We start from the raw sequence: 24,566 nt of genomic DNA, 5'->3' as shown, positions 1-24,566 counted from the left end.
AGTCGAAATTGCCGAAATAATGAATGTGGTGAGCAACCACAAACTTATCGAGAGTTTCAGTACTCTTCAACGAGTCGAAATTGCCGAAATATACGAGTCTCCCTGACACACAAACGTGCGCACGACGTTTCAGTACTCTTCAACGAGTCGAAATTGCCGAAATGGACGCCGCCGGTAAGAGACCAGTAAAGCCGAAATACGTTTCAGTACTCTTCAACGAGTCGAAATTGCCGAAATTGCAGCTCGTCCACGAGTACCGCGCCGATCCGTCCATGTTTCAGTACTCTTCAACGAGTCGAAATTGCCGAAATCGCACTCGTCAGCAAAGCGCGGGCGTTGGGCATTCGTTTCAGTACTCTTCAACGAGTCGAAATTGCCGAAATACTAGAACAAGCGGGTCTCATCCCGCCGCGCACAGGTTTCAGTACTCTTCAACGAGTCGAAATTGCCGAAATCGCCGGCGCGTCCTGGCTGCCGTCCACCAACGCGCGTTTCAGTACTCTTCAACGAGTCGAAATTGCCGAAATACCAGCGAGACGCGATGCCCCACCGACAACACGCGCGTTTCAGTACTCTTCAACGAGTCGAAATTGCCGAAATCCGACAACGCTGACGTTTCAGCATCAGCCGGTCGAAGTTTCAGTACTCTTCAACGAGTCGAAATTGCCGAAATCGTTCGGTCTGCCCTACGAGCGCCTGATCGCACAGAGTTTCAGTACTCTTCAACGAGTCGAAATTGCCGAAATCGTCCGGCAGAAACCGGCGGTAGAACAATTCTGCGGTTTCAGTACTCTTCAACGAGTCGAAATTGCCGAAATTGATGCGCAGTTGCGCCTCGACGCCCGCCTGGATCGTTTCAGTACTCTTCAACGAGTCGAAATTGCCGAAATTTCGAGTACGCCGACCTCGATGAGGCGGCGCAGCGAGTTTCAGTACTCTTCAACGAGTCGAAATTGCCGAAATGCGGAAACCGGCGCGGCTTGACCACCCGGGTAAGAGGTTTCAGTACTCTTCAACGAGTCGAAATTGCCGAAATTACCTCGAACTCGAAGACGAACGCATCTTCGAGTATGTTTCAGTACTCTTCAACGAGTCGAAATTGCCGAAATGTTGACAAGTTCATCCGCCACTCCAGCCGCTTGCCGGTGTTTCAGTACTCTTCAACGAGTCGAAATTGCCGAAATTACAATGCGACGCAAACTGCCAAGATACGAACTTTGTTTCAGTACTCTTCAACGAGTCGAAATTGCCGAAATCGTGGCGGCGGCCAGTGGCTCGATCTGCTGCGTGTGATGTTTCAGTACTCTTCAACGAGTCGAAATTGCCGAAATATGTTGTACCCCACAAAGGTGAGGGTAACACATTGTGTTTCAGTACTCTTCAACGAGTCGAAATTGCCGAAATTTTGTCCAAGCGCGGTGTGGTGGCCGTGTCGTCTGGTTTCAGTACTCTTCAACGAGTCGAAATTGCCGAAATCGTTGACCGGAACCGCCTGTTGATCCACGCCGCGCTGTTTCAGTACTCTTCAACGAGTCGAAATTGCCGAAATCGCAACGCCGTCCGGCGACGCCTACTGCTTCAACGTGGTTTCAGTACTCTTCAACGAGTCGAAATTGCCGAAATCGAACTGGAGAACGACTTCCGCGTTTCCCGCGCGAAGTTTCAGTACTCTTCAACGAGTCGAAATTGCCGAAATTTGCCACACATCTCCCCGAACCGGACTGGCTCCGGTCGGGTTTCAGTACTCTTCAACGAGTCGAAATTGCCGAAATTGCAGTTTGTGCTGCACAACGTCGGGATTTTTCCGAGTTTCAGTACTCTTCAACGAGTCGAAATTGCCGAAATACGTTGAAATCCGATGGTTTGATGGCGTCAACGTCTGTTTCAGTACTCTTCAACGAGTCGAAATTGCCGAAATTATTCCGCGGGAATGCACGTCTCCCGTAATATGTCGTGTTTCAGTACTCTTCAACGAGTCGAAATTGCCGAAATCCCGACTTCCACTCTCTTCCGCACCTGTGTTCCAGACCCCAATAACTGCACTTCGTCGCTCCTGAGCCTTCCTGGTGTTTCATCTCAACACTCGTATCTTAGCATGGACGGGCGCGTTTCGCAACTCGATTTTTGCGCCAGAACCGCGTCAAGTTGCGAAACACGCTGCTTCCCTTTCCAATGAGCAAAACGTTGAAAAAACGGTTGACACCTTGATCAGAAGATCTGCTGTTTTGACCCCACGATGGACGGGTTGCGAAAACGACGCCGATAATGCCCCAGAATCGGGGATCGGGCGTCGAACGCATGTGCCATCACACCACGTCGTTGCAGAACCGGCGAAATTCACAGACGGCGCACTGCCGCCGCGATGCCGGCGGCGGCGGCATGCGCTCATGGTCGACGGTGGCGCGGATGGCGGCAACGGTCTCTTTGACGCGCGTGCGCAATGCTGCGCTGATGGTCACTGCTTCGGCTTTGCGCTCCGGCATGTGGTAGATGAAGCCGCGTTTGACCGGAATACCCCACGCTTCTTCGATCATGAGCGCATAGGCGGTCAGTTGCAGTTTGACATGCGGACCCGCCTTGCCTTCGGTGCTTTTGTACTCCACCACGACGATCTCGGTCGCCTGACGGCGGTCGGGAATGGCGATGACCAGATCGACGCGCCCGCGCAGTCCGAGCGTCTCCGACCGCAGGGGCACATCGAAAAAGCGTTCGCCGGTTTTCAAGCCGTAGGTGCGGAGTGAACGCCGCTCTTCACGCCCGCTTTCCGCCCGGTGCTCTTCCTGCCCGGCTTCCATCAGTTTTGTGACCGGACGAATGTCAGGCAGGCAGTATTGGTAGTAGACCACTCGTGGACAGTACGCCCATTGACGGAGGTCGGTCACCTCGAAGGTTGAGTCACTCATGATTCTTCCCCCTGTTCGATAGTACGTCGCGCGTTCCAGATGTCGTCCGGAAAGGTGAAGAGCTGGATGTTGCCAGCGTGTTTGCCCAACCGCCGCCTGACTTCGGTCATCAGTTCGCGCTGGTGGGTGCGGCTCAGGTTGCCTGCAAATGCGCTGTATTGAATCCGTTGCAGCCCGTAGTCGAGACAGGCGTCGGCGATCTTTTGCCGCACACGGTCGTCGGGAATGTCGTAGATCAGCAGGCAACGCATGGTCTCACCATCCCATCACGAACGGTTCGTAGGTTGGGCGTTCTCCACGCACGAATGTGGCAATATGCCGCGCCTGGCACTGAAGAATGTGGCGCAGCGGCTGCCGTTTGCCTTCATACGGCTCGGTGCTGTCCAGTCGCTCAAGAATCTTCTCGGCGATGCGTTTGCGTGTCGCTGCATCGAGCAAACCGTCGTCACCCTGACCGATCTCGACCTGACGGTTGACCAGCCCGATCAGGGTGCGGTCAACGACAGCCTGGCGAAACTCTTCGATCAGGTCGAGCGTGAGACTCGGCTTGCCAGGGCGGTCGGCGTGGAGAAACCCGGCGTGTGGATCAAGCCCGGCCAGGATCAGAGCGGTGCGCACCTGCGTTTGCAGGATGCCATACCCATAATTGAGCGCCTGGTTGAACCGGTCGCGCGCACCGCGCGTCTCGCGTCCGGGCCAGGCGAGGTCGTCGGGGATGATGCGCGCCACGGCTGCCCAGTAGCGCGCGCTGGACATCCCCTCGAACCCCATCAGCGCTGCGCGGGTTTCTTCGGTGAGCACGCCGCGCATAGCGCGCACCGACGGCAGCGTGTCGAGAATTTCAGTTGCGGTGCGCATCAGGTCGTGGTGCAGGTCCGGGTCGCTCTCCTTGCGGTTTTTGGCGGCGTAGCGCAGCAGGTTGGCCTGACTCTGGATTTTGCCGCTTGCGAATGCCTGCGCCAGCATCAGACCACGCTCATCGTCGCCGGCGCGCAACTGTGCGCGTCGGGTGAGCGCCATGCCGGTAATGCCGCCGTGCATCAGGGCGCCGTAGTCGTTGCCGATGCTGTCAACAAAATGGATGGGGATGCCTTCCTCTGCGCATACGCGCACGACATCGCTGCTGAGACCGATGCCGTCGCCACAGATCATGATTTGCTCCAGGTGGAGGATCGGAACCTCTGCCAGGCGTTCTTTGTCCTTCACAACGCGAATGCGCCCCTGGTGCTTGGAAACGAACACGCCGTACTGGTCAACGATGAGATGCATGAACGTTGCTCCCTGATAAGAACCAAGAACCGAGAACCGAGAACCAAGAACCAAGAACCGAGAACCGAGAACCAGGAACCGAGAACCGAGAACCAGGAACCAGGAACCAGGAACCAGGAACCAGGAACCGAGAACCAAGAACCAGGAACCAGGAACCAAGAACCGAGAACCAGGAACCAAGAACCGGGAATCGAAAACGTTCAACCTTCCCACGTTCAACCTTCAACCTTCAACCTTCCCACGTTCAACCTTCAACCTTCAACCTTCAACCTTCAACCTTCAACCTTCAACCACATACCAGCCATCGCCTTTGACGGCGTTTTTGCCGACGTGCACCAGGCTGCCCCAGACCAGGATTTCGCGCAGGGGTCCCAGGTTGCCGGTGAACACGGCTTCGCCAACCATGCCGCCGATTGGGGTGCGTTCGCCGGATCGTCGCGAGTAGCTGGTAATATCGATCCAGCGGGTATTGTCGTATTCCAGGGTGGCGCTTTCGGCGAGCGGCAGGAGCGCGCGCGCGTCGGCGGCGGGAAGCGGACCGTCGCCATAGGCTGCCGCCAGGTCGGTGAGGCGGATGCCGAGCCGCTGGATGAGCGGACGCAGCGCCGGGCGTTTCACCAGGCCCCCCTTATCGATCAGGCGCATCGGTGTCAGGAAGCGCAGGGTGAGACGGTTTTCGGGCAGGGTGGCGGCAAACGCGGCAACCTCCGCCGGTCCGATGGGAATGCCGGGAACCTGAACCTGTCGCTGATCAGCCTGGAACAGCGGTTGTCTGTCGCCGGTCAGCGGGTTGACAGCATGGATCGCCAGGAGACGCACCCTGCCGCGCCGCCCGTTCTGTTCCTGCAACCGTCGCCCCAGCCCCTGGCGTTCGATCCCCTGGGCTGCTATGACGACGTAGGGGAAGAGTTCGGCGGCATGCCCGAACAGTCCCAACCCGAATGTCAGTGTCTCGTCGGGGGCGTAGCGGCGCGGCTGCGGCGGGCGGGTGACGTAGGGACGCGGGCGCTGATCCCCGCCGGTTTCGCCGGTTTCACGCATAGGCGCTACCAGCGCTGCCACCGGGCAGACGTTGAAGAGTGGACAATCGACGCAGGTGGGTGCGTCTTTGTTGGCACAGAAGCGATCCAGCAGCGCATTCACCAGCGCGCCGCGCACCGCCGAACCAGCGTTGTCGCCCAGTTCCAGCGGCGTTGCAGCAACCATCGTGAACTGTAAATGATGGGTCAGCAGACTCATGGACAGGCTCCGGGTTATGTACACTGATACAATCTCAAATCCAGTCCATATCGACCACACGGTCACCGAACGAGAGTCCATTCCGCGCATCATAGGGCGTTTGCGCAACCCAGACACGTCGCTGATCGGTCTCTTCCGCCGGTCGCAGTTTGCCCTGGTTGCGCAGAATCGCAAAACGTTGTTTGCTGATGCTCACCAGATAGTCATTCGCTTCGATAAAGCGCTCTTCGACGAGCAGATGAACGTAGTCGCGTTCAAAGCATTGCGGCACCACATCGACCCCATCGAACATGCGCTCGAATTCGTCTTCACGCTGTTCGTCGCTCTGGAACGGGCGGATCCCCTGAATGATCAGGTCGACCTGGTGCGCCATCCGCTGATAGGCGTCGCGCCATTGCTGATTCAACAAGGGATCAGCGTAGATCCGGTCAAGCCATTCATTGATGGTCGCTTCGTCGATGATCGCGCCATCGTGCTGTTCGAGTTCGGCGAGCGTTACCCGCACAATACGACCGGATCGTTCCGGGTCGCGGTCGCGCCCGTACACGCCCTGTCCATCGTCAGGCTGGCGGAAGACGTAGACCGGGCAGATTCCTTTCGCCGCTTTGCGATTGACCCGACCGAAGCGTTGCAGGAGCGCTTCGAGCGGCGCCGGATCGCTGTAGAGCACATCGAGATCAATGTCGAGGCTGACTTCAACCACCTGAGTGGCAACCAGCGCCAGCGGTGATCGATTCGCGCTATTGCTGCGGCAGCGCGCGCCTATCGCCTGCTCAAGCCGGCTACGGTCGCCGTAGGTGAAGCGGCTATGGATCAGGATCAGGTGTTCATCGGTCAGACCGGCGTGCGTCAGAAGATCGCGCACCATTTGCGCCCGTGCCACCGTGTTGGCGCAGACCAGCACCTGCTTGCCGTTGCGCACCGCTTCGACGATCTCGGTGATAGTTGCCGGATCGGTCAGTTCCCCATCACGCAGGCACAACTGATGACGACGGAAGCGGTCAAAAATGTCTGGAGTTGCGCGGATCAGGGGCGTATCGCCCAGGGCGGTGCGCAGGTGACTGCGAATCAGTTCAGGGAACGTTGCTGACATGACGAAGAAACGGGCGGCAAAGTGTTCCCGCAGATAGCGCATCAGCCCGGTTATGAGCGCCAGGCGCTCCGGTTCGTAGGCATGAATCTCGTCGAAAATAAACGCCGCATGCGCGTAGTCGGTCAGCATCGCCTCAAAGCCGCGCAGCTGAAAGAGCGCTTTGAGCAACTGGTAGGGGCTGAGCACCTTCAGCGGACGGGCGTGCAACAGATTGAGATTCTTTTCCCATTGCGCGCGCCGTGCCGCAGTCGCCGACCACTCATCGCCTTCGCGAAACCTGGCGTAGAGCGCCTGTGTCGCTCGACCGTGCTGCAGGCCGACCACATCATCGCCAAAGGTCTGCCGTAACCGGTCGTACATCGCATTCATGCTGGCCTGATACGGCAAGGTATAGAAAATGCGCGCCGGCGGGTTGCGCCCGTCGCCGAGCGCCCATGAGAGCGCCGCTTCGGTCTTGCCGCTACCCGTCGGCACCATCAGGAGCGCCGATTGTGCGCTCTGCCCGGCGCTCTGGCGCTGATGCGGGTAGACCTGATCCGGCGACAGATTGCACCTCATGGCCACATCCTGCCACGACAGGCGGATAGGCGGCGGCAGACGACGCAGATGCGCCGAGGCCATATGATCGGCGCTGGTGATCAGTCCGCGTAGCAGAATGCCGGGGCGACGGGCATCAGACCCCTCGCCGTCCAGGGTGTCAACCCAGTCGTGGTACATCCGTAACCAGTACCGCACCCGTTGCGCGCCCACCGAACACGGCTGCGGATCGATAGCACCGACGTCTGCGGTCAGCCCCAGCAGGTCGCGCCACCGATTGGCGCATTCGGCGATCCAGCGCAGCAAATGGGCAACTGTTTCGGCATCAAGTTCATTGCAGAGATCGATCAGCGGATCCCTGCGCAGACCGGAGGGGTAGAGTTCGGCGATCTCGGTTGCATCGCGGTGGTGTGAGACAATTGCCGCCACCACCCAGCGCTGTTCTGCTTCATTCAGGTCGTGGGCAATCGCATCAACAAACGCCAGCGAGAGCACTTCGTGGCGGTGCGCCCATTTCGGACCGCCACGCAACCGACGTTGAAAGCCCTGCGCCGCCTTGCCGAAATCGTGCAGAAATGCGGACCAATACAGACAGTGCCAGAGCCGCGTATCGTCTGTGAGGTGCGGGCGCAGGCGGTAGAGGTCGGCGAGCCGACAGAGCACATCCCAGGTATGCCCGGCTAACGTCTCACCGCCATACCGCTTACTCTTTGCCAGCAGATGATCCATCCAATCAGGCCACGGTAAGGGTTTCATTGTCTGCCCCTACAAAAGTGTGAAACCACAATCCGAGCGGCAATCCGTCAACCATCGGCACCGTGGGATCGCTCCAGTAGACCGGCGTCTGCTGACCGAAACGCAGCATATGTTTTGTCGTGATGCGCTCAGTCAGCATCAGGTACCGCGCAAAACCGGGCCGCCGTCGCTGACGGTAATCGATCCAGCGCGGCATAAGGGTCACGACGCCAGCCGGCGCCTGCGCCGCCATCGAGTACGGCAGCAGAGTATGCTCGAAATAGACCTGTTCCGCCGGCTGCAACTCAACAATCTCGATCCGAGTGTAGGAAGCCAGGTCCTGCGAGCGACCGAGCACAACCGGGTAGCGCGGGCGACGGAAGGCATCGATCCATTCGGGCCGGTTGAGGTAGAGCGTCAACCGCGGGAACAGCAAGATCTGGCGCTTGAAAGGATTGATATTTCCTTCGAGCGCCTTGCGTTCGCCGCCGGGCAATTTACCCGACGATGCCGAAAGCACGTGAATATGTTCAAGGTCATACCCTTCACCGGCAACAGTGAAATGGTACGCGAATGCCACCCCCTCTGGATCAAACCACTCACCCAACGCACTGCACACATGCCCGTAAATCGTCGCTGGCGGCGGCAACGGAAAGCCCGGCTGCACACCAAGCATAAAGTGCGGATAGCGAAACGAAGTAGTTACACCTTCAAGCACAATCTTCAGCGCCTGCATGGGACTGCTCCTTCACAATAAAAAACCTCCGTGCGACCATGGTCAGTGCGAGAGGGCAGAGCGCCACCTGAGCACAGGAACGCAGTCCTGCCCTCACACGTGCCTCCGACACCACGTGTATCATCACAGTATTTCTCAGATACGCTGACCCCTGTCTGAGCCTGCTGCGTCGCGTAAGGCGCCCGTTTCCGGCAGAGCGTAGACCGAAATTATGGTCTTTGAGTAAATAATCCGCCATAGCCCGCGCAGGCGGGCTTTGCATTCCATAGCCGAGGGCTTTAGCCCCACGGCAAGGGCGTATACCGGATTTATTTCTCAATCTCCATCATTTCGGTCGCCGTGTGGGGAGCGCGATTCTGGGAGTGTTCAACCTCTTAGAGAACTGCAATAATTGTGACTCGCACTGACCATCAGCCATCGAGGCGTCGCTAATCCAGCCACTCAGGATGCTCGTCGCAGGCTGCCACAAACGCCATAAAGGCCTCACGCGGATGGCTCACTGTGATCACTGGCAAGCCTTCCTTAGCGGCAACCGCATTATGTTCGGCAACGAACTGCTCAAACCCGGCCCGCGCCTCGTCCAGATAACCCCTGACCCAGCCGACATACACCGGCGAGCGGATGCTATCGGCAAACACACGCAACGCCTCCCGCAGCGCATCGATTTTGATCTCCGGCAACCCGCTGCGATTCGCCCCCACGGTGTGATGGAAGATATGATTGCCGCCGTCGGTGACGGCAAAGATCACCAGCGCCGGGCTGACATCGGTATAGTGGAGCGTCTGTTTGGCGCCGCCTTCCAGCTGCGCCAGTCCGCTGAACAGCGCCTTCACCCGGGCGATCCGCTGATCTTTCGGCAGCCGGTATGATTGCTCATCCTTGAGATGCTCAACCCCCGAAACATCGGCGACCAGACGCACCCGCTCGTCGTCGAGATTGCGGAACCCGGTGCGATTACGGTACGAGAACGTGCCGCACGCCCACAGATCGAGCGAGAAGAGGCCCTTCAGGGTCGCGCGGTAGAACTGATGCTCATGCGGCACCGGATTCCCCTCGTGGCGCGACATCACGCCGAAATCACTGGTCGGATTCACCGGCGCAATCGAGACCAGGGTGCTGACGCGGAACGGCGAGGCGCGTGTCACCGTCTCTTTCACCGGTGTTGCATCTTCGAGCAAACTGATCTGCTCACGGCTCTTTCTGGCGGTGTCCGCCTTACCAGGAGCGCGCATATAACCGAAGAGATCGTCGTCCCAGTAGCGGATCGGGTTGGCGTCGGTATAGGCGATTTTCTCTTCACGGAAGATCGGCGACGCCCGCCATTCCGGCACCCGTTGTTCGAGCGTCGTGCGCAACCAGTAGCGAAATGCCTGCGCCGAAACGTAGGGAAAATTGCCGGTCTTGGTGGTAATCATCTTGACCCCGACCGTGTTCTCTTCCCGCTCGCCGGGGATCGAGCCGAGGTTGTTGAGCGCCGACGCTGGCGCATCGATCAGCAGTAAACCGGTTACGAATGCCATGGTTGATGTCGCTCCTCTCTATTCGTTTGCTGCAACTTCTTCTTCGGCTGGAATGGCATCAGGGTTGCCGGCGATCCAGTCGCGCAACTGTTCGACCATACGAATGAGCACCAGATCTCGCATCAGGCGCCAGTCCTTGCGCAAGACCTCATCGCCCTCCATAAAAATGGTCAGAAAACTATCGAGATCGAACAATGTCTCCTGACCACGCTTGTAGCGCGTGTAGTCGATATTGGCTTTGTTCAGCAGGCTGAGAAAGTTATCACTTCGCTGCTCGACAAAGAACTGGCGAAAAAAACGCTTACCTCCCTGATAACGGGTGTAATCAGCCAGTTTATCGCCCAACTCCTTCAATTTCGTTACCCGGTCATCGGTCATGAGCAATACCTCCTGTGCAAAGAGTTCAACGAGCGGCCATGAAACCAGATCGGCTTCGCGGCGCGGCGAATACTCGCGCCGCGGATCGTCCGCTGAGCGACGAAGATCGGGAATGCGCAGAAAATAGGTGCGCACGAACCGCGCCGCCTGCGCCGGCAGGGTAAAAAGGTCTTCGTACAGATAGTTGAAATGTGGTTCAACCGGATCGACTGCCTTCCCCTGCTTGCCTGATATTCCTGCGCGCTGCCAGCCACGTTGCACCAGTTCATTCCAGATCGCGCGGTAGGCAGGGGTATGCACTGCCAGGAGAAAACCGGTAATCTGGAGCGGCAGATGGTAGATTTCAAGAAACGGCGACTGACCATTGTTGAAATAGTAGGCCGTGATCGCCGGACGCCGTGCGCGTCGCTCCTCTTCCTGAATCTGCCGAATCAGAATCTCGGTCAATGTCTCAACCAGCAGCGTCTTCAGACTGCGCGGCGAACCGGGCAGTTTCTTTTCGCCGGCAGCCTGCGCTTTCGCCACATCGTTGAGATTGCGCTGCAAGAAGCGTGTTGCGAAGGCGATCGTCAACGCCTCATCATCGCAGTGCACGGCGAGCAAGCCCCCACCGACTTTAGCGCATCCCAGAGGCATCGCCTGGAGTGCCAGAATCGCTTCCGCCGCCATCGGCAAACCAGGGTCGCCATTGATAAAGAAGTTGATCGCATCATCACCCTGAAGCAATGGCATTTGCGCCCGCCCTACCCGTCCCGGTTGCAACTTCTGCGACAATTCAAGACCTGCCGCCGGTAATCCGGTGAAAAGGCAGGTTTCGAGCGCAGCAGCGCTCTGCTGCCACTGGCGCAAATGCCGATCCGCCCAGTACTGGCGCTTCTCACGCGCTTCAGTCTGTTTTTCCGGCGACAGGTCGGGCCGGTCGGGATTGAACGCCGATTGCGCGAACCATGCATTACTGGTAAACGCCACGGTCAAAAAGCTGCGCAGGGGCTGTCGCACATAGTTCGCTTCGATATAGTCGGCGATCTGCTGAAAATCGTCGTCGGCGAGATCGGCAAAGCGCCGTTTACGCACAAAAGCGGTGATCACGGCAAACCCCGTATCGACGAATGGATGTCCGGTATAGGTGATCATGCCCGACTCCTCTGCTGATTCCTGGGTTGACAGGTGCGTTCCTTTCCACACCCACAGCGTTGCGAACCTGTTTCCCTCTCTTTCTCAGATAAGACACCCCCGCCGTCGCAATTTCACGCACATCGCCGCTAGGGGTGAATGTGTCAGTGGTAGCTTTCTCAGATAAGACACCCCCGCCGTCGCAATTTCACCGCGCGCCGGAAGACCGGGACAGCAACGCATCAAGTGTACCATGAACAGCCGTCACAAATGCGTCACCTGCTCCGCCGAGAGATATGCCCGTGAGAACGCGCCTGGCAGGTTGTTCCATTTCGAGACCTCATATATAATTGGCGCTAGCGTTCCTGTGTCATGCTCCCGATGGTTGTTCCGTGATGAGGATCGGTTCTAAAGCGGAAGCAGGCGCCCGGCTGGTACGCTGCATCCCTGCTCATCACCACAATGCACTCGTCATACTGCTGCGCCTGAACGATGCCAAGCCACGGGTGATGGCAATAGGCAAGCGCCGCACCGAGCAGCAACCAGAACGGAAGTTTTCCACTGAGCACAACGCCATGCGACGGGTCGAGCGCGGGCAGCGCTGTGCCATTGACGTCGTCGTAGTCGAGGTAGGGCTGAGTCGGCGTCAGTTCGATCCAGGTGTGCGTCGGAAATGGTTCGATCTTCCACGCAACCGCATCCGCCGTCGCCGCTGGCGTGCAGTGGAGCGTCACCGGCGCAACCCATCCCATGCGCGGGTCGAAGAGATAGACCTGGTGCGGTGCGGCGTGCAGCGCCAGCGCTGCGTAGAGCCAGTTGGGACCGCGACCGTAGATCGAGAGCGGCGTTCCTTTAGGCGCATACGTGAGCGCGCGCGCGAGATACGCCGGCAGCCAGTGTTGCTGCTCCGGCAATTCGACCCACCAGGCAAGGTGATCCACATCGACGACCAGTTCGGTGGGGGCGTGGGAACAATGATACGTTTTCAGGTCGGCGTCGGTATAGGTCATGAGACACTGTAACTGTTGCGCCAGCGCCTCGACCATCAAACCGCCGACTCCGGTGAAGCGTTCCAGGTTGGCAATCTGCCCGCGCAGCACCGGTATTTCGGCTTCGATGCAATCCTCGCCGATGAGCACGGAGTGCAGTTCGGCGATGATCGGCAAGCCATGGCGCTCGAAGCGGTCGCGCCACTCTTTCAACCCCGCCTCGTTCGCGGAAATGAGCACCGCGTGGGTGCACTGATCGAGGATCCGTTCCTGGTCAGGCGTCGGTTTGCCGCCGACATCGACGATGAGCGGCAGGTGGCGCTGCGCCAGGTCGCGGCAGACGCGGTCGACAAAATCCTGGCTGAACTGTCCCTTCTGGCGCAGCAGGCGCACCCGTTCAGGCGGCGCTTCCTGGCTCCAGTCGCCTTCGCCATCGGGGCAGGCGCGCAGCACGTAGTGCTCAACCCGCAACGCGCGCAACTGCCGCGTCAGCAGATAGGTCAACACCGATTTGCCGCTGTGCGGCGGACCGCCGATCACGACGGCAGGAAAGGGATTCATCGGCATTTCCTCCTTGTGACATTGTGTTACATCGTGTCATGACAGATACCAACTCGGAACTCGCACATACCACCACGCTGGTCGCCACCCTGGGCGGTCAGCCGCAGATCGTGACCTTTGCCCTCGATGCGCTGCTGGCGCGGGGCGAACCGATTACCGACGTGTATCTCATTCACCTGTCGCTCACCAACCCACGCACGCGCCAGGCGCTGAGCCGCCTGCAACAGGAGTTCCCCAACGACTATTACGCCCACACCAACCGGCGCTGCCGTCTGCGTCGGGCGCCGGTCGGCGTCAACGGCGTTGAGTTGACCGACATTCGCACCGCCGCCGATGCCGAAGTCGCATGGCAGAGCATCCGCACCCTGATCGCCGACCTGAAGAATGAGGGACGACGGCTCCACCTCTGTCTGAGCGGCGGTCGGCGCATGCTGGCGCTGCTGGCAATGTCGGCTGCGGCGTTGCTCTGCGACCATCAGGACCGTATCTGGCACATGCACACGCCGGAAGAGACGTTGCAGCGTGTCAAGGACGGCGCGCTGATGCACGTCGACCCGTCCGACGGCGTGCAGTTGATCCAGACGCCGATCGTGCCGTGGGGCGCCTGCTTTCCGGCGCTGCGCGCACTGGCTCTGACATCGATGCAGGCGGTGCAGGAGCAGTTGCAGCGTTTTGCCGCCATCGACGAACCGCAGTGTCGCCAGGTGTGGGAGCGGCTCAGCCCGCGCCAGCGCGACGTGCTGCGCGCCCTTGCAAAGGGCATGCGCCCCGATGAAGCGGCGACTCATCTCAACATTACGCTCAACACCGTCAACACCCACAAAACTGCAATCCTGTCCGAATGCCGCGTTGCCTGGAACCTCCCCGACAACGCACCGCTCGACTACCGTTTCCTGCGCGAGCGTTTTGCCGGTTTCCTTGAGCGAGTATAGCAGAGCGCACGAGACGCACAATCACAGGAAGAGGTGATTGTTCTTCAGCAGCGGTGGTGAGGTGTATGGTGAGGGGATGGGGTAGGATGGGGAAAACTCGTGGTACACCAGTTGTATTGGTGCGTAACAAAGGTGTATTGCGAAACCTTGCTGAGAAAGAGGGGAGTGGGGAGATGACCACACGACTGACGAAACAAGGCTTGAAAGAACGTACACAAGAGTACTGGAAGGAGAAACCAGGATTTGAAGTCTATATAAACGAGTTGTTGGGGAGAGAACTCCAAGCTATCTCACAACCAAATGGCTCGACACGTGTGCGAGGAGCAGGCAAGCCGGTGCATACGCTTGCGCTCACTGTCGGCGAGTCGTTTGAACCGCTACTTCAGGTTATCTGTGTGCTACGCCCCAGGCGTGTCGTGTTGATCCTGAACCAGTTCTACAGTGGAACTCCTGGCTACGATCATGGTCGTGAGTTGCAAGATTTGATCGAGAAACTCCCTCATGTTCCCGATCTGCCTCAGGATGTGCGCCCTGAAGTGCAGGACGTTGAGCTTATCGAGCTCAAGAATGACTCTCCCACCCAAGTGTTCCGTGCGCTACTTGATACAATGCGGAAGCCTGAGGCTCAGCCGCCGGACGGTCACGTCAATGTGGTGGACATTACCGGCGCCAAGAAGAGCATGGTGGTGGGTGCGTTCCTGTATGCAGCCCATTCGGGGTTGCCCATTACGTATGTGGACTTTGATGAGTACGACAAAGATTGGGGCAAACCTTACGGCTATACCTGTCGGATCGGCGAGATTGCCAACCCATATGAAGCGTTCCGCCTGCGTGACTGGGAACAGGTACGGCGATTGTATGAGAGTTACAACTTTCGCAGTGCACGTGCGTTGTTGGGTCAGGCTGGCAATAGTGGAACGTCAGGTTCTGGCATTCTCGGCGCAATGTCGCAAACTATCGACAATGCCGACGATGGAGAAACGCTGTACGATCAGCGGGATATTAATAAAGTACAACGTCTGGCAACCCTCTTCGAGATGTACGAGGCATGGGAGAATGGCGATTATACCCACGCCAGAGCGATTGCCGATGGACTTACCCCGCCACTGCCTGACGATGCTATCCCCTGGAGTGTCGTCGAATTGGGCGATGTCTGGCCAAGCGCGGCACATATCTCTAATGCTCGATCTGCCGCTGATAGCTTGCTGAAGGCGCATATGGCGCTCAAGCAGGGAACCTCGCATCCGTCCGACTCGCTATTCACACATCCCACGAAGCTGCTGGCATATGTGCGTGATGAACTGGCGAAAATCGAACGCCTCATCGACAAGAACGAGGACTATCGTTCGGCTTATTTGCGGGCAGCCGGACTTCACGAGTTTCTGCTCAAAGCACGCCTTGCGCTATGCTGGCTACATAATGCCCTTGAGGCAAAGCCCAAAGGCGGATCGACGTGGCAGTCGGTGGCTACTGCGTTTGGTAATACGGAAAGGGATGCCTTCGCCTCTCTGATGGACGAGTCGAGCGAAGGGAAGTTCAGAAGGGCATTGCAGAACCAGGAAGAGATGAATGTCAGGGGAGGTAACGTCCGTCGCTCCAGTACAGCACCCTCATTGCAGCCCTATTACGACAACTTATCACTAGATCTGGCAGGAGCGGTCTATACCGATGCCAGCGGCAACACGACACCGCTCTTTGTGAAACTCCGAGGTGAAGCCATCCACACCCATCTGTACATCCCCAGAAATGTAGCAGAGGCGGCGTTGGAATTGGTGCAGGCTGCCGTCAAAGAGTTCGAGACCAACTGGCTGGAACATTTCCATCCAGGCATCTGCGCTCAGGCTGAGGGCAAGCGGGTGGAATCGCCATCCTGGTCTCGTCTGTGCGAAATCTGTGAGCTCGATTTTCTGCCGCCCAGGTTGCGCGAGTGATACAACTCAGGAGGTCTGACCATGCCCTATTTGCTGGCTGCTGAAGCCGACAAAATCCAGGATTTCATCTTCCGCTCCTCTCGTCTGCGCGAAGTGGTGGGCGCCAGCCAGTTGTTAACGCGCTTTTGTCGCAGTATTGACGATACACTGGCAAAGAAACACGGTGGTCAAGTTGTGGTCAACGACGGCGGCAGTTTTCGCGTGATCTTCGACGACCTGGCAAAGGCGCGCGCCTTTGGCGCCGATCTGGCTGAGCTCTATCGCCTGGCGTTGGGTGGAAGCCTGACTGTAGCCGAGCCGGTTAGGCTAGACGGCGACTTTCGCAAAGCCAACGAGCAGGCAGGGGAAAGGCTGCGCTGGGCAAAAAGCCGCCGACAGGGCGCAATCGCCGAAGTGCATATGCCGTATGTGGCGTTCTGTGCATCGTGTGGAGTGGCGCTTGCCAGGAAGCGTGAACGACTAACAGGAAGGCGCGCTACAAACCGGTCTTCCTACATATGTGAAGCATGCCGGGCGAAGGCTGCGGAGCGTGATCGGAAACCACGCGCAATCCTCGATGAGTTGTATGAAGCATATTGCACGTCGCTCGGAACTCAACCGACAATAAATCTCGATTGGCCCGAAGATGCCGATGATATTGCCAGGTTAGATTTACGCCAGCGCAATTATGTCGCCTATCTCGTCGCCGACGGCAATGGCATGGGTCGCACGTTCGGCATGTGTGGTCAGGAGCAGCTTACAAAGCTTTCCGAAGGGTTATCGCCCATTCTGCAGGACAGCCTGGCAGCGGCAGCAGCCAGTTTTCGGAACGTTGTTTCAGAACAGGCGCACATGATCCCCATGATCCCGCTCATCCTTGGCGGTGATGACTTGTTTGCTCTTATCCCGGCGCCGTATGCTCTCGACTTCACCCGACGATTCTGTCTGGAGTGGGAGCGGCGTATGAAGAAACTGGCGGATGAGATTGGACTGACTGACCTTCCGCGCCCCACTGTGGCTGCCGCTGTCGTCATCTGCAAGGGAACATACCCATATGCGCTGGCGCATCGTCGGGCTGAAGCGTTGCTTAAGGAGGCGAAGCGCCAGAGCAAGCTGCTGGCTGCAGAGACGGGTGAGCATCTTTCCGCTGTCAACTTTGAAGTCATCCTGGGGAATCGCCTGGCTGGTCAGGAAGATGACGACGCTGAACACTCTAGGATCGTCCGTCTCACGCTGCGACCGTACTGGGTGTGTGATGGCGACCTTTCTCAAAACGCAAAAGAACGAGGGTTGGAAATCAAAACCCTTCTCGATCAACGTCTGACTCTTAAGGATATTCCGAGCAAGCGTCTGGCGGAACTGCGGCGCTGCTTTGAGGATGTGCCGACGTCGATAACCATTCGAGATCGCAATCAGACAATGCAAACCTGGACGAACCGCCAGCTGGATAACGTGCTGCAGCGGCTCAGCACAACATCAAGAGCAAAACTGGAGACAGCCCTGACAACGCTGGGCAAGTCCAGAAACGACAGCAACAGTGACCATCACTGGCGAGAAATCCGTCGGGGCGACGCCACACCGTTTGCGCATGGCATGCTGGATCTCCTGGAGTCCTGGGATTTTGCTCAGGACCTGGAGTATCGTCCGGATGATTACGAGCCGCAGGAGGAAGAAGCATGAGCATCCGCCTCGAATTCGACATTGCATTCAAGAGCGACTACCACGTCAGTGCCGGGCATGGTCTCGGATTGCAGGTGGACTCGGCACTATTGCGTGACCCCGACAACGTGCCGGTGATCCGTGGCACGGTGCTGGCTGGTCTCCTGCGTGAAAGTCTGGCGAACCTGTTATCACTCGATCCCTTCGCTGGCGAACAGCGCTGTCAGGCTTCCGGCGGCGACGCATCAAAGCCCGTGTACTGTGGCCAGTTTGCAACAAACCATGGTTCCGAATGCCCGGTCTGCACTATCTTTGGGTCTACCGGGCGACGAAAACGCTGGCGCATTGCATCGGCTCGACCAGCGGGACTGACAACACCTCAGACATCATCTCGTGAGTGGCGGGCAGGCGAAACAGCTGCACAGATCACAACACGCGTGCGCGTTAATCCTCGCACACGCCGTGCCGAAGAGAACAAACTCTTCACCCGTGAAGAAGGGGACGGTAGCCTCCATTTTCGCTTCATCGCCGAATGTATGGATGAGAGTGAGGATGCCTGGCGTGAGGCCGAGTGGCTGGTGGCGGCGGCACGGCTGCTGCGCAACCTGGGCGCAGGCAAACGTCGGGGCTATGGTGAATGTGAGATTCACCTGGCGGACCTCTCACAAGAGAACAGACTGCTTCAGCGGCTGGAACAGCGATTGAAGAATGAGCCAGTCGCGTCTGCAGGCGCCGCTCAGAGAGCAAACATTCAGCCACTGACGCTTCCGGCAGATCCAGGCCAGCACACCTATCGCCTTCAGGTGCTTGTACGCCTCGACGAACCGCTGCTCGTCGCCCGTCGCGCCGAGGCGGGCAACCAGTTCGAGACGCTTGAAACCATCCCTGGCGCTGTTCTGCGCGGTGCGCTGGCCTGGCGCATTGCCCAGCATCTGGGCGCCCAACTCGAAGATCACAGCAGCACAGCGTATCGGAACTTTGTCAACCTGTTCTTTCACGATACTGTGCGCTTTTCGATGCTCTTGTCTGTAGAAATACAGCGAGAGAAGTCTGGCTATCCAACCATTGTTGCCCCACGCGACCTTTTCACCTGCGAATTGTATCGCGGTTATGGGACGCAGAGCCAAGATCAAGGGCGGGCACAGAGCAAAGAAGGGCATGGCGTATGGAGTCTCCTCCAGGACAACGCGCCGCAGGAATGTCCAATCTGTGCCCAGCCTGATGCCGTCAGCGGAAGACAGGCCGCGTCGGTGAAGCTGGAGACGTTGAGTGGGTTTATCTCGTTAGTGAAGGACGCACCACGGTCGAAGCACAAGCCGAAGCAGACTGTAGAAATGCACATCCGCATCGATCCGAAGAGCGGCCGCGTGCGCACTGGCGACCTGTTCGGTTATGTGGCGCTGGAACCAGGTCAATATTTCCTGGGTGAGATCACGTGCAGCAATGAGCAAACCTGGAAGACGTTACAGACAATGGCCAATCTTCGTCCAAACGGCGATGTAAACGAGCTGACGCTCGGTAAGGCGGGTCAACGTGGCTACGGTGAGGTCAGTGCTGTCTTTCGACCACAGTCAACGCCGCACCTGCATTTCAGCAGTGTGCAGAAGCGGGTTTCAACAACAGAACGAATCACGCTGCTGCTGCTGAGCGATGCCATTGTGCCGGATCCGTGGGGCCGTTTCTGGCGTGGGTTCGATGCCGACTGGCTGAAGCAGGAACTGAAGTTGCCGAAAGGCGCCAATGTAGCCATTGATCGCAACCAGCATGGCGAGCTTTTGGCTTTCTCGACAACGCGGGCGGTGGATGCCTTCAATGCAAAGCTGGGGTTGCCACGAGCGCGCGACATCGCCATTGTGGCCGGCTCCAGTGTGCGCCTGACCTTCACCGGCATTGCGTTGCGAGACCTGTTGTCGCTGCTGGAGGCCGCAGAAGCGCAGGGTATTGGTCTGCGTCGTGATGAAGGGTTCGGTCGCGTGGCATTCAACCATCCGATCTATCAACAGCTTGACCGACAACTGCTTGATGTGCAAACCACCGCTGCCGAACTGGCGCCGCTTGCCTTGAGTAACGCGCATACCGCACACTTCTCTGCCCGCGTGTTGCAATTCTGGTTAGAATGGGCCAGGAAACTTGACGAAGAGTTCCAGACAGAACTGATAAGAGACGGACGCTTCGAGGCAGTTGCTCGCCTGCTCTTCACATCGCAGCAGACCTCGCTGGAAGCCATCAAGAGCGATCTGCAACGGATGGGACGGCAAGATACATTGCTTAGCGCGCCATTGTCGGGCCGCGATAAGCCAAACTTCTTCGAAACCGATGGAAAGCAGGGCCTGGAGATGATTCAGCGCATGCTCGATGCCCTGGCAACGTTGCTCAAGGAGAACGAGCTAGAGCAGGAAGCACAAGCGTGGTGTGTCGGGCTGCGATTGCTGGCTGATCGCATCGCCGGTCCCGCCCGTCAGAAAGCCATGGAACGGAGGTAGTCATGACATTTCGAGCAGTTACGGCCACTCTGAGGCTGCGCACGGCGCTGCACATTGGCACGGGTCAGGACAGCGAAACCACTGATGACCTGCTGCGCCGCGATGCACGTGGTCGCCTTCTCATCCCTGGCACGGCTATTGCCGGTGCACTGCGTAGCCTCGCTACCCGTCTGGCGCCACGTTTTAGGGGCGAGCAGCTTTGCCAGGCGCTGAAAGGCCCAATGACAAACCAAGCATGTCAGTGCCTTGTCTGCCGACTGTTTGGTGATGTGAACCCCAGCGAGGAGAACGAAGAAGCCAGCGCTGCCCGCGTTCTTGTGTACGACGCAGTTCTGGCGGATGTCCCCGGACTGCAGATCCGCGACGGCGTTGGGATAGACCGCGTTACCGGCGCGGCAGCGCGACGAGAGCGTATTAAGTTTGATTATGAGGTGTTGCCGGCGGGAACGATCTTCAAACTGCGTCTGGAGATTGACCCTCGACTGCCTGATGAAGAGAAGACATTGCCGCTCCTTGCATCTGTTCTTGCCGAGTGGGAACAGGGGCGTGGCGTGGTTGGCGGACGTGTCGGTAGAGGATTGGGCGCGTTTGATTTGACCGACGTGCAATGGATCGAACGCGATCTCAATCAGCCCAACGTGCTGATCGATTTCCTGCGCAATGGACCACCCTGGGACACAACGGACGGCGACCGCAACTGGCTTCGTAAACAGGTCGAGGATGCACGACAGCGTGTGACCACAAACCATCGAGACCTGTCAGCAGTTGCACGCTCCTGGGCGCTGGCTGAGTTCACTCTGGCTGCGACCGGACCCTTTCTCACCCATGACCTGATGCAGGCGGGACGCAGCGGCTTCGACCATGCGCCGCTGCTGGCAACCTATGACAGGGGGGCAAAACCGGTGCTGCCCGGCTCCGGCTTGCGCGGCGTGCTGCGCAGTCAGGCTGAGCGCATTGCTCGCACACTGGCGACGCTCAAGGCGTGGGATGACGGTCATGATAGCCAGACCAGGAAGGAGAAGTTTCTTACTACATGCCCTGCCTGCAATCCATTGACAACCAGAACCGATGATCCAGTGGCAAGTTGCAATAGCTTTATCAAGACACTTCCCCGCGCTGAGCGCACGACACTCGAGCATGAAGGCGCCGACGACAAACTGTGTCTTGCCTGCCAGCTTTTCGGCAGCCCCTGGAACGGAAGCCGATTGCGGGTTGAAGATGCACCCTTTGTCGGTGAGAAGGTCGAACTCAAAGCACTCGACTTCCTTGCTATTGACCGCTTCACCGGCGGTGGCCGCGATACCGCCAAGTTTGACGCTGTGGTGCTATGGAAGCCGAAATTCCGTGTGCGACTGTTTCTGGAAAACCCCGAACCCTGGGAGTTGGGCTGGCTGGCGCTGGTGCTGCGCGACCTGCACGATGGACTGACGACCGTGGGATTCGGCGCCGCGAAAGGTTTCGGGCGGTGCGTTATCGAGAGTCCCAGATTAACCTTCGGTATCCTGCACGACGACGACTTTCCTCTGCCCGATAGCAATACTCACAACCAGGCTGTCGTCGCCGGACGACGATTGTTACAATCCAAAAACGGTTTCAGCGGCATCTACCATACGTTAGTTTACGAACAGGCTACCAATGAATTGAAAACCCTGGCTGAGGGTTGGGTGAGAGCGTTCAACAATCTCGTTGACGAGCACCGGCATCGCTTTACGTTGCAACGCGACAGTTACTTCGAGCAGGTCAACGGTTCCTGGCTATCTGATCTGTATCCTGCGAGGGTCTCATGAGCGACAACAGCATAAACTTCGACCAACTGATTGAGAAAATGCAGAAGGCACAGGTGACCGACGCTGACCGACCTACAATTCTGGGTGGTCAATTCGCTGCCGACCGTTTGACGGACTTCCTGAAGACCTGGCAGAACCAATGGAGCCAGATGCCATTTCGCCTGTGGGAACACGTCAGCCACATTGAGTTCGCCGATGCGCCTGGTGAGCCAGAGTTTCTCCAACGCGCCGAGATCTTTGGCAAGGGCGGGCATCTCTCGCTGCGCCGTGACGCTGGACGCTGGTTGTGGCATTACGTGGGTGAGAAGATTAATGTGTCGGTGGATGATTTTGGCGCAAAGGACTTCTGGGCGGCTCATCCTGGCTGCACACTGCGGCGCTATGAGGAATCGGTGATTCTGTGGGGTGAACGCAAGGAGGGTCACAAACTCTGGTTTGATGACCGCGTCGCAGCCGCCCGACTGGACTATCCCGTCAATGCTCATGGTCGCGTCTACCTCCATTTCTGGCGCTACACCGAAAACGGGCAGACGGCGTTTGTCTGGTATCGCGAGTTGAGCAATCAACCGTTGCAGGAGCATTAAGATGGGCAAAGCAAAACCCAAACGCAAGATGGCGTCACACTCATCACAGAGAGGGTATCGCTTCCTCAACCCCTATAACTTTGTGCGCACGCTGGAAGTCCGTCACCTCCACGCCGCACCGTTGCTGGGCCGTTGTGCACCGCCGCCGCACGACCGTTATGTGGGATTGACGGGACGCATTCGCTGTTGTCTCACAGCGACGACACCGATCTTCGTTTCGGATAGCGAAGGGATTAAAGAGGATACAGTCAACAGCAAGGTTCATCGCCACTATCGCTTCTTCCGCGACCCCAACGGCAATGTCGCCATTCCTGGTACAAGCCTGCGCGGAGCAGTGCGCTCAATCTTCGAGGCGGTGACCAACTCGTGTTTTGCCCATTTCGCAGGTGAGAAACGATTGAGTTATCACCTGCCAGCAGGAGACGCCAGCAAGTTAATCCCCGCCCGCGTTCGCATAACTGAACAACAGGAGTGGGTGCTTGACTTGCTTCCAGGCACCAAGAAGAACCCTTTAGACGGTCTGGAACCTGATGATCGAATGTATGCAGCCTGGATCAAGCGATATGCCCCATTGCGTTCAAGCCCTACCGAACAAGCAAATCCTGGCTCTCCATACGCCCGACGAACGAAGGTTTCTTTGCCCCAGTCGAAAGGGCATGGAGATAAATGCTGGGCTCTTATCGAGGAGATGGAACATCCTCCTCGCAGGGTTCGAGGACGTGAACAAGGGTATTTCCTCTTTTGGAATGTGATTCAACTCGCCTCACAGAAAGATGACCTGCCATCTCCTAAAAAGGGACAAAAGATAGTAGAGGGCTATCTATGCTTGACTAATCAAAACATCGAAAACAAGCACGACGAGCGCTTTTTCTTTGCTGAGCATCAGGTAACGTCAATTCAGTTACCAGCGGATGTTCGTAAGCATTACGAAGAACTGATCGCCGACTACCAGGAGCGCCACAGCGACGCGGTGCGCAAGCGCCAGCATCCTGATCAACCCCAGGGTGGAGAACCTGCCTTCAGTCGCTTTATCCTGGAGCGCACTGGCCGCAACGAGGCAAAACTGCGGGATGGCGATCTGGTGTATGCGATGTTGGAAAGCGCTTCTGGAGGCTACCGCGTCAAATTTATCGTGCCGGTCTCTGTTCCGCGTGTAGGCTTTGAGCGCAAGATCGGTGATCTGCTGCATCCGTCTGATCTGGCAAAATGCGAAGACTACGACAGGCTCTGCCCCGCCTGCCGCACCTTCGGTTGGGTATGGGGCGATGATCTAGAGCAACAGCGCCCTGAGCTATCCAAACCCACTGCCTGCGCCGGCCGCGTGAGGTTCAGTCATGCCCGATTGACACACGATGCAGGCACGTTCGACGCCACACTGGCGATCCTGTCTACACCCAAGCCAACGACCTATCGCTTTTACCTGCGGCCTCGTAGTGGCAAACCTCAGGATGGATTGTGCGATCAGCAGGTAGGCTACGACAACCCCGCACAAATCTTGCGTGGTCGCAAAGTCTATCGGCATCACGGCAGCCGTCTCGATCCGCAGGAATACCAGAGTGTAAACGGGAACAAGAGTGACCAGAACCGAACTGTGCACGGCGTCCAAAAGGCAGGCAGCCGCTTTGAATTTACCGTAGAATTTGAGAACCTGGCGCCGGTGGAGTTAGGTGCGCTGCTGTGGAGTCTGCGCCTGGAGGGATGGCATCATCGTATCGGCTATGCCAAACCCCTGGGCTTCGGCTCTGCCCGGATCGAAGTTCTGTCGGTCAGCATCCTCAACCCTGAGGTGCGCTACGCCTCGTTGTCTGATACAGCCGATGGCTGGATTGATCGAACCGACCAGATAGATGTCTGGATCGATAATTTCAAACGGGCAATGGCAGCGCGCTACGGCGCCGCGTTTGATCAACTGGCAAACATCCGCGACCTGAAAGCGCTGCTGGCTGATACGCCGCCCCTGCCTGTCCACTACCCACGTCCAACACGACAACCACAGGCACAAGGAAAGCAGTACGAGTGGTTCGTCGGCAACAAGCGCGGCGGTCAGAGTCCAGCACCAAGGCTTGCCCTGTCTCTTGCCGACGACGATCAGACAGGTCTACCGTTGATTGACAAAGATGGCAACGTCGTGGAGTAAA

16 protein-coding genes and 1 CRISPR repeat array (1 of these 17 only partly in view) are annotated in these 24,566 nt (G+C 57.9%); of the genes, 7 read left to right on the top strand and 9 right to left on the bottom strand.

Annotation, left to right across the window (positions count from 1 at the left end; translation table 11 throughout):
- Window positions 1–1,992: direct repeats of the CRISPR family, unit length 37 nt; unit sequence GTTTCAGTACTCTTCAACGAGTCGAAATTGCCGAAAT; it reaches 1,852 nt to the left of the window's first position.
- Between the two features lie 314 nt (window positions 1,993–2,306).
- From cas4 to ROSERS_RS09655, 9 genes are all read right to left on the bottom strand, one after another.
- Entirely contained in the window at window positions 2,307–2,903 is a 597-nt protein-coding gene (cas4, locus tag ROSERS_RS09695; protein WP_011956608.1) for a CRISPR-associated protein Cas4, read from the bottom strand.
- On the bottom strand, window positions 2,900–3,154 hold the full coding sequence (gene cas2 / locus ROSERS_RS09690; RefSeq protein WP_011956607.1) for a CRISPR-associated endonuclease Cas2: 255 nt from the start codon (window positions 3,152–3,154) through the stop codon (window positions 2,900–2,902). Before cas2 ends, cas4 begins: the two co-directional genes overlap by 4 nt.
- 4 nt (window positions 3,155–3,158) lie before the next feature.
- Window positions 3,159–4,172: a CRISPR-associated endonuclease Cas1 gene (gene cas1, locus ROSERS_RS09685; protein WP_011956606.1), complete on the bottom strand. Its 1,014-nt coding sequence runs from the start codon at window positions 4,170–4,172 to the stop codon at window positions 3,159–3,161.
- A gap of 279 nt (window positions 4,173–4,451) precedes the next feature.
- Entirely contained in the window at window positions 4,452–5,411 is a 960-nt protein-coding gene (cas6, locus tag ROSERS_RS09680) for a CRISPR system precrRNA processing endoribonuclease RAMP protein Cas6 (protein ID WP_011956605.1), read from the bottom strand.
- A 34-nt stretch (window positions 5,412–5,445) separates the two neighbouring features.
- Window positions 5,446–7,797 carry a CRISPR-associated helicase/endonuclease Cas3 gene (locus tag ROSERS_RS09675; RefSeq protein WP_011956604.1) on the bottom strand — a complete coding sequence of 784 codons (2,352 nt, stop codon included), beginning with the start codon at window positions 7,795–7,797 and terminating at the stop codon, window positions 5,446–5,448.
- Window positions 7,775–8,512, bottom strand: a complete 738-nt coding sequence (gene cas5b, locus ROSERS_RS09670; protein WP_011956603.1) for a type I-B CRISPR-associated protein Cas5b — start codon at window positions 8,510–8,512, stop codon at window positions 7,775–7,777. Before cas5b ends, ROSERS_RS09675 begins: the two co-directional genes overlap by 23 nt.
- A 428-nt stretch (window positions 8,513–8,940) precedes the next feature.
- On the bottom strand, window positions 8,941–10,032 hold the full coding sequence (gene cas7i / locus ROSERS_RS09665; protein ID WP_011956602.1) for a type I-B CRISPR-associated protein Cas7/Cst2/DevR: 1,092 nt from the start codon (window positions 10,030–10,032) through the stop codon (window positions 8,941–8,943).
- 18 nt (window positions 10,033–10,050) lie between these two features.
- Entirely contained in the window at window positions 10,051–11,544 is a 1,494-nt protein-coding gene (cas8a1, locus tag ROSERS_RS09660) for a type I-B CRISPR-associated protein Cas8b1/Cst1 (RefSeq protein WP_011956601.1), read from the bottom strand.
- A 335-nt stretch (window positions 11,545–11,879) separates the two neighbouring features.
- On the bottom strand, window positions 11,880–13,073 hold the full coding sequence (locus ROSERS_RS09655; RefSeq protein ID WP_011956600.1) for a CRISPR-associated protein Csx3: 1,194 nt from the start codon (window positions 13,071–13,073) through the stop codon (window positions 11,880–11,882).
- Window positions 13,074–13,111: 38 nt separating this feature from the next.
- Between ROSERS_RS09655 and ROSERS_RS09650 the strand changes: the two genes are divergently transcribed.
- From ROSERS_RS09650 to ROSERS_RS09620, 7 genes are all read left to right on the top strand, one after another.
- A complete protein-coding gene (locus ROSERS_RS09650; protein WP_011956599.1) occupies window positions 13,112–14,005 on the top strand; it encodes a CRISPR-associated ring nuclease in 894 nt (297 codons plus the stop codon).
- Between the two features lie 173 nt (window positions 14,006–14,178).
- Window positions 14,179–15,936, top strand: a complete 1,758-nt coding sequence (locus ROSERS_RS09645; protein ID WP_011956598.1) for a hypothetical protein — start codon at window positions 14,179–14,181, stop codon at window positions 15,934–15,936.
- A gap of 21 nt (window positions 15,937–15,957) precedes the next feature.
- Entirely contained in the window at window positions 15,958–17,595 is a 1,638-nt protein-coding gene (locus ROSERS_RS09640) for a Cas10/Cmr2 second palm domain-containing protein (RefSeq protein ID WP_011956597.1), read from the top strand.
- A complete protein-coding gene (locus ROSERS_RS09635) occupies window positions 17,592–20,057 on the top strand; it encodes an RAMP superfamily CRISPR-associated protein (RefSeq protein ID WP_011956596.1) in 2,466 nt (821 codons plus the stop codon). Before ROSERS_RS09640 ends, ROSERS_RS09635 begins: the two co-directional genes overlap by 4 nt.
- 2 nt (window positions 20,058–20,059) lie before the next feature.
- Entirely contained in the window at window positions 20,060–21,844 is a 1,785-nt protein-coding gene (locus ROSERS_RS09630; RefSeq protein WP_011956595.1) for an RAMP superfamily CRISPR-associated protein, read from the top strand.
- Window positions 21,841–22,428 carry a type III-D CRISPR-associated protein Csx19 gene (gene csx19 / locus ROSERS_RS09625; RefSeq protein WP_011956594.1) on the top strand — a complete coding sequence of 196 codons (588 nt, stop codon included), beginning with the start codon at window positions 21,841–21,843 and terminating at the stop codon, window positions 22,426–22,428. The genes ROSERS_RS09630 and csx19 overlap by 4 nt, the downstream gene beginning before the upstream one ends.
- Window position 22,429: 1 nt before the next feature.
- Window positions 22,430–24,565, top strand: a complete 2,136-nt coding sequence (locus ROSERS_RS09620; protein WP_011956593.1) for a TIGR03986 family type III CRISPR-associated RAMP protein — start codon at window positions 22,430–22,432, stop codon at window positions 24,563–24,565.
- Window position 24,566 lies beyond the last annotated feature (1 nt).

Source organism: Roseiflexus sp. RS-1 (assembly GCF_000016665.1).
Taxonomy (GTDB): domain Bacteria; phylum Chloroflexota; class Chloroflexia; order Chloroflexales; family Roseiflexaceae; genus Roseiflexus.
This window is presented reverse-complemented; position numbering and strand designations above follow the sequence as displayed.

Excerpts from the sequence above, each read along its gene's own strand:
- cas4 (WP_011956608.1), bottom strand. The coding sequence starts at position 2,903 with ATGAGTGACTCAACCTTCGAGGTGACCGACCTCCGTCAATGGGCGTAC.
- cas2 (WP_011956607.1), bottom strand. The coding sequence starts at position 3,154 with ATGCGTTGCCTGCTGATCTACGACATTCCCGACGACCGTGTGCGGCAA.
- cas1 (WP_011956606.1), bottom strand. The coding sequence starts at position 4,172 with ATGCATCTCATCGTTGACCAGTACGGCGTGTTCGTTTCCAAGCACCAG.
- cas6 (WP_011956605.1), bottom strand. The coding sequence starts at position 5,411 with ATGAGTCTGCTGACCCATCATTTACAGTTCACGATGGTTGCTGCAACG.
- ROSERS_RS09675 (WP_011956604.1), bottom strand. The coding sequence starts at position 7,797 with ATGAAACCCTTACCGTGGCCTGATTGGATGGATCATCTGCTGGCAAAG.
- cas5b (WP_011956603.1), bottom strand. The coding sequence starts at position 8,512 with ATGCAGGCGCTGAAGATTGTGCTTGAAGGTGTAACTACTTCGTTTCGC.
- cas7i (WP_011956602.1), bottom strand. The coding sequence starts at position 10,032 with ATGGCATTCGTAACCGGTTTACTGCTGATCGATGCGCCAGCGTCGGCG.
- cas8a1 (WP_011956601.1), bottom strand. The coding sequence starts at position 11,544 with ATGATCACCTATACCGGACATCCATTCGTCGATACGGGGTTTGCCGTG.
- ROSERS_RS09655 (WP_011956600.1), bottom strand. The coding sequence starts at position 13,073 with ATGAATCCCTTTCCTGCCGTCGTGATCGGCGGTCCGCCGCACAGCGGC.
- ROSERS_RS09650 (WP_011956599.1), top strand. The coding sequence starts at position 13,112 with ATGACAGATACCAACTCGGAACTCGCACATACCACCACGCTGGTCGCC.
- ROSERS_RS09645 (WP_011956598.1), top strand. The coding sequence starts at position 14,179 with ATGACCACACGACTGACGAAACAAGGCTTGAAAGAACGTACACAAGAG.
- ROSERS_RS09640 (WP_011956597.1), top strand. The coding sequence starts at position 15,958 with ATGCCCTATTTGCTGGCTGCTGAAGCCGACAAAATCCAGGATTTCATC.
- ROSERS_RS09635 (WP_011956596.1), top strand. The coding sequence starts at position 17,592 with ATGAGCATCCGCCTCGAATTCGACATTGCATTCAAGAGCGACTACCAC.
- ROSERS_RS09630 (WP_011956595.1), top strand. The coding sequence starts at position 20,060 with ATGACATTTCGAGCAGTTACGGCCACTCTGAGGCTGCGCACGGCGCTG.
- csx19 (WP_011956594.1), top strand. The coding sequence starts at position 21,841 with ATGAGCGACAACAGCATAAACTTCGACCAACTGATTGAGAAAATGCAG.
- ROSERS_RS09620 (WP_011956593.1), top strand. The coding sequence starts at position 22,430 with ATGGGCAAAGCAAAACCCAAACGCAAGATGGCGTCACACTCATCACAG.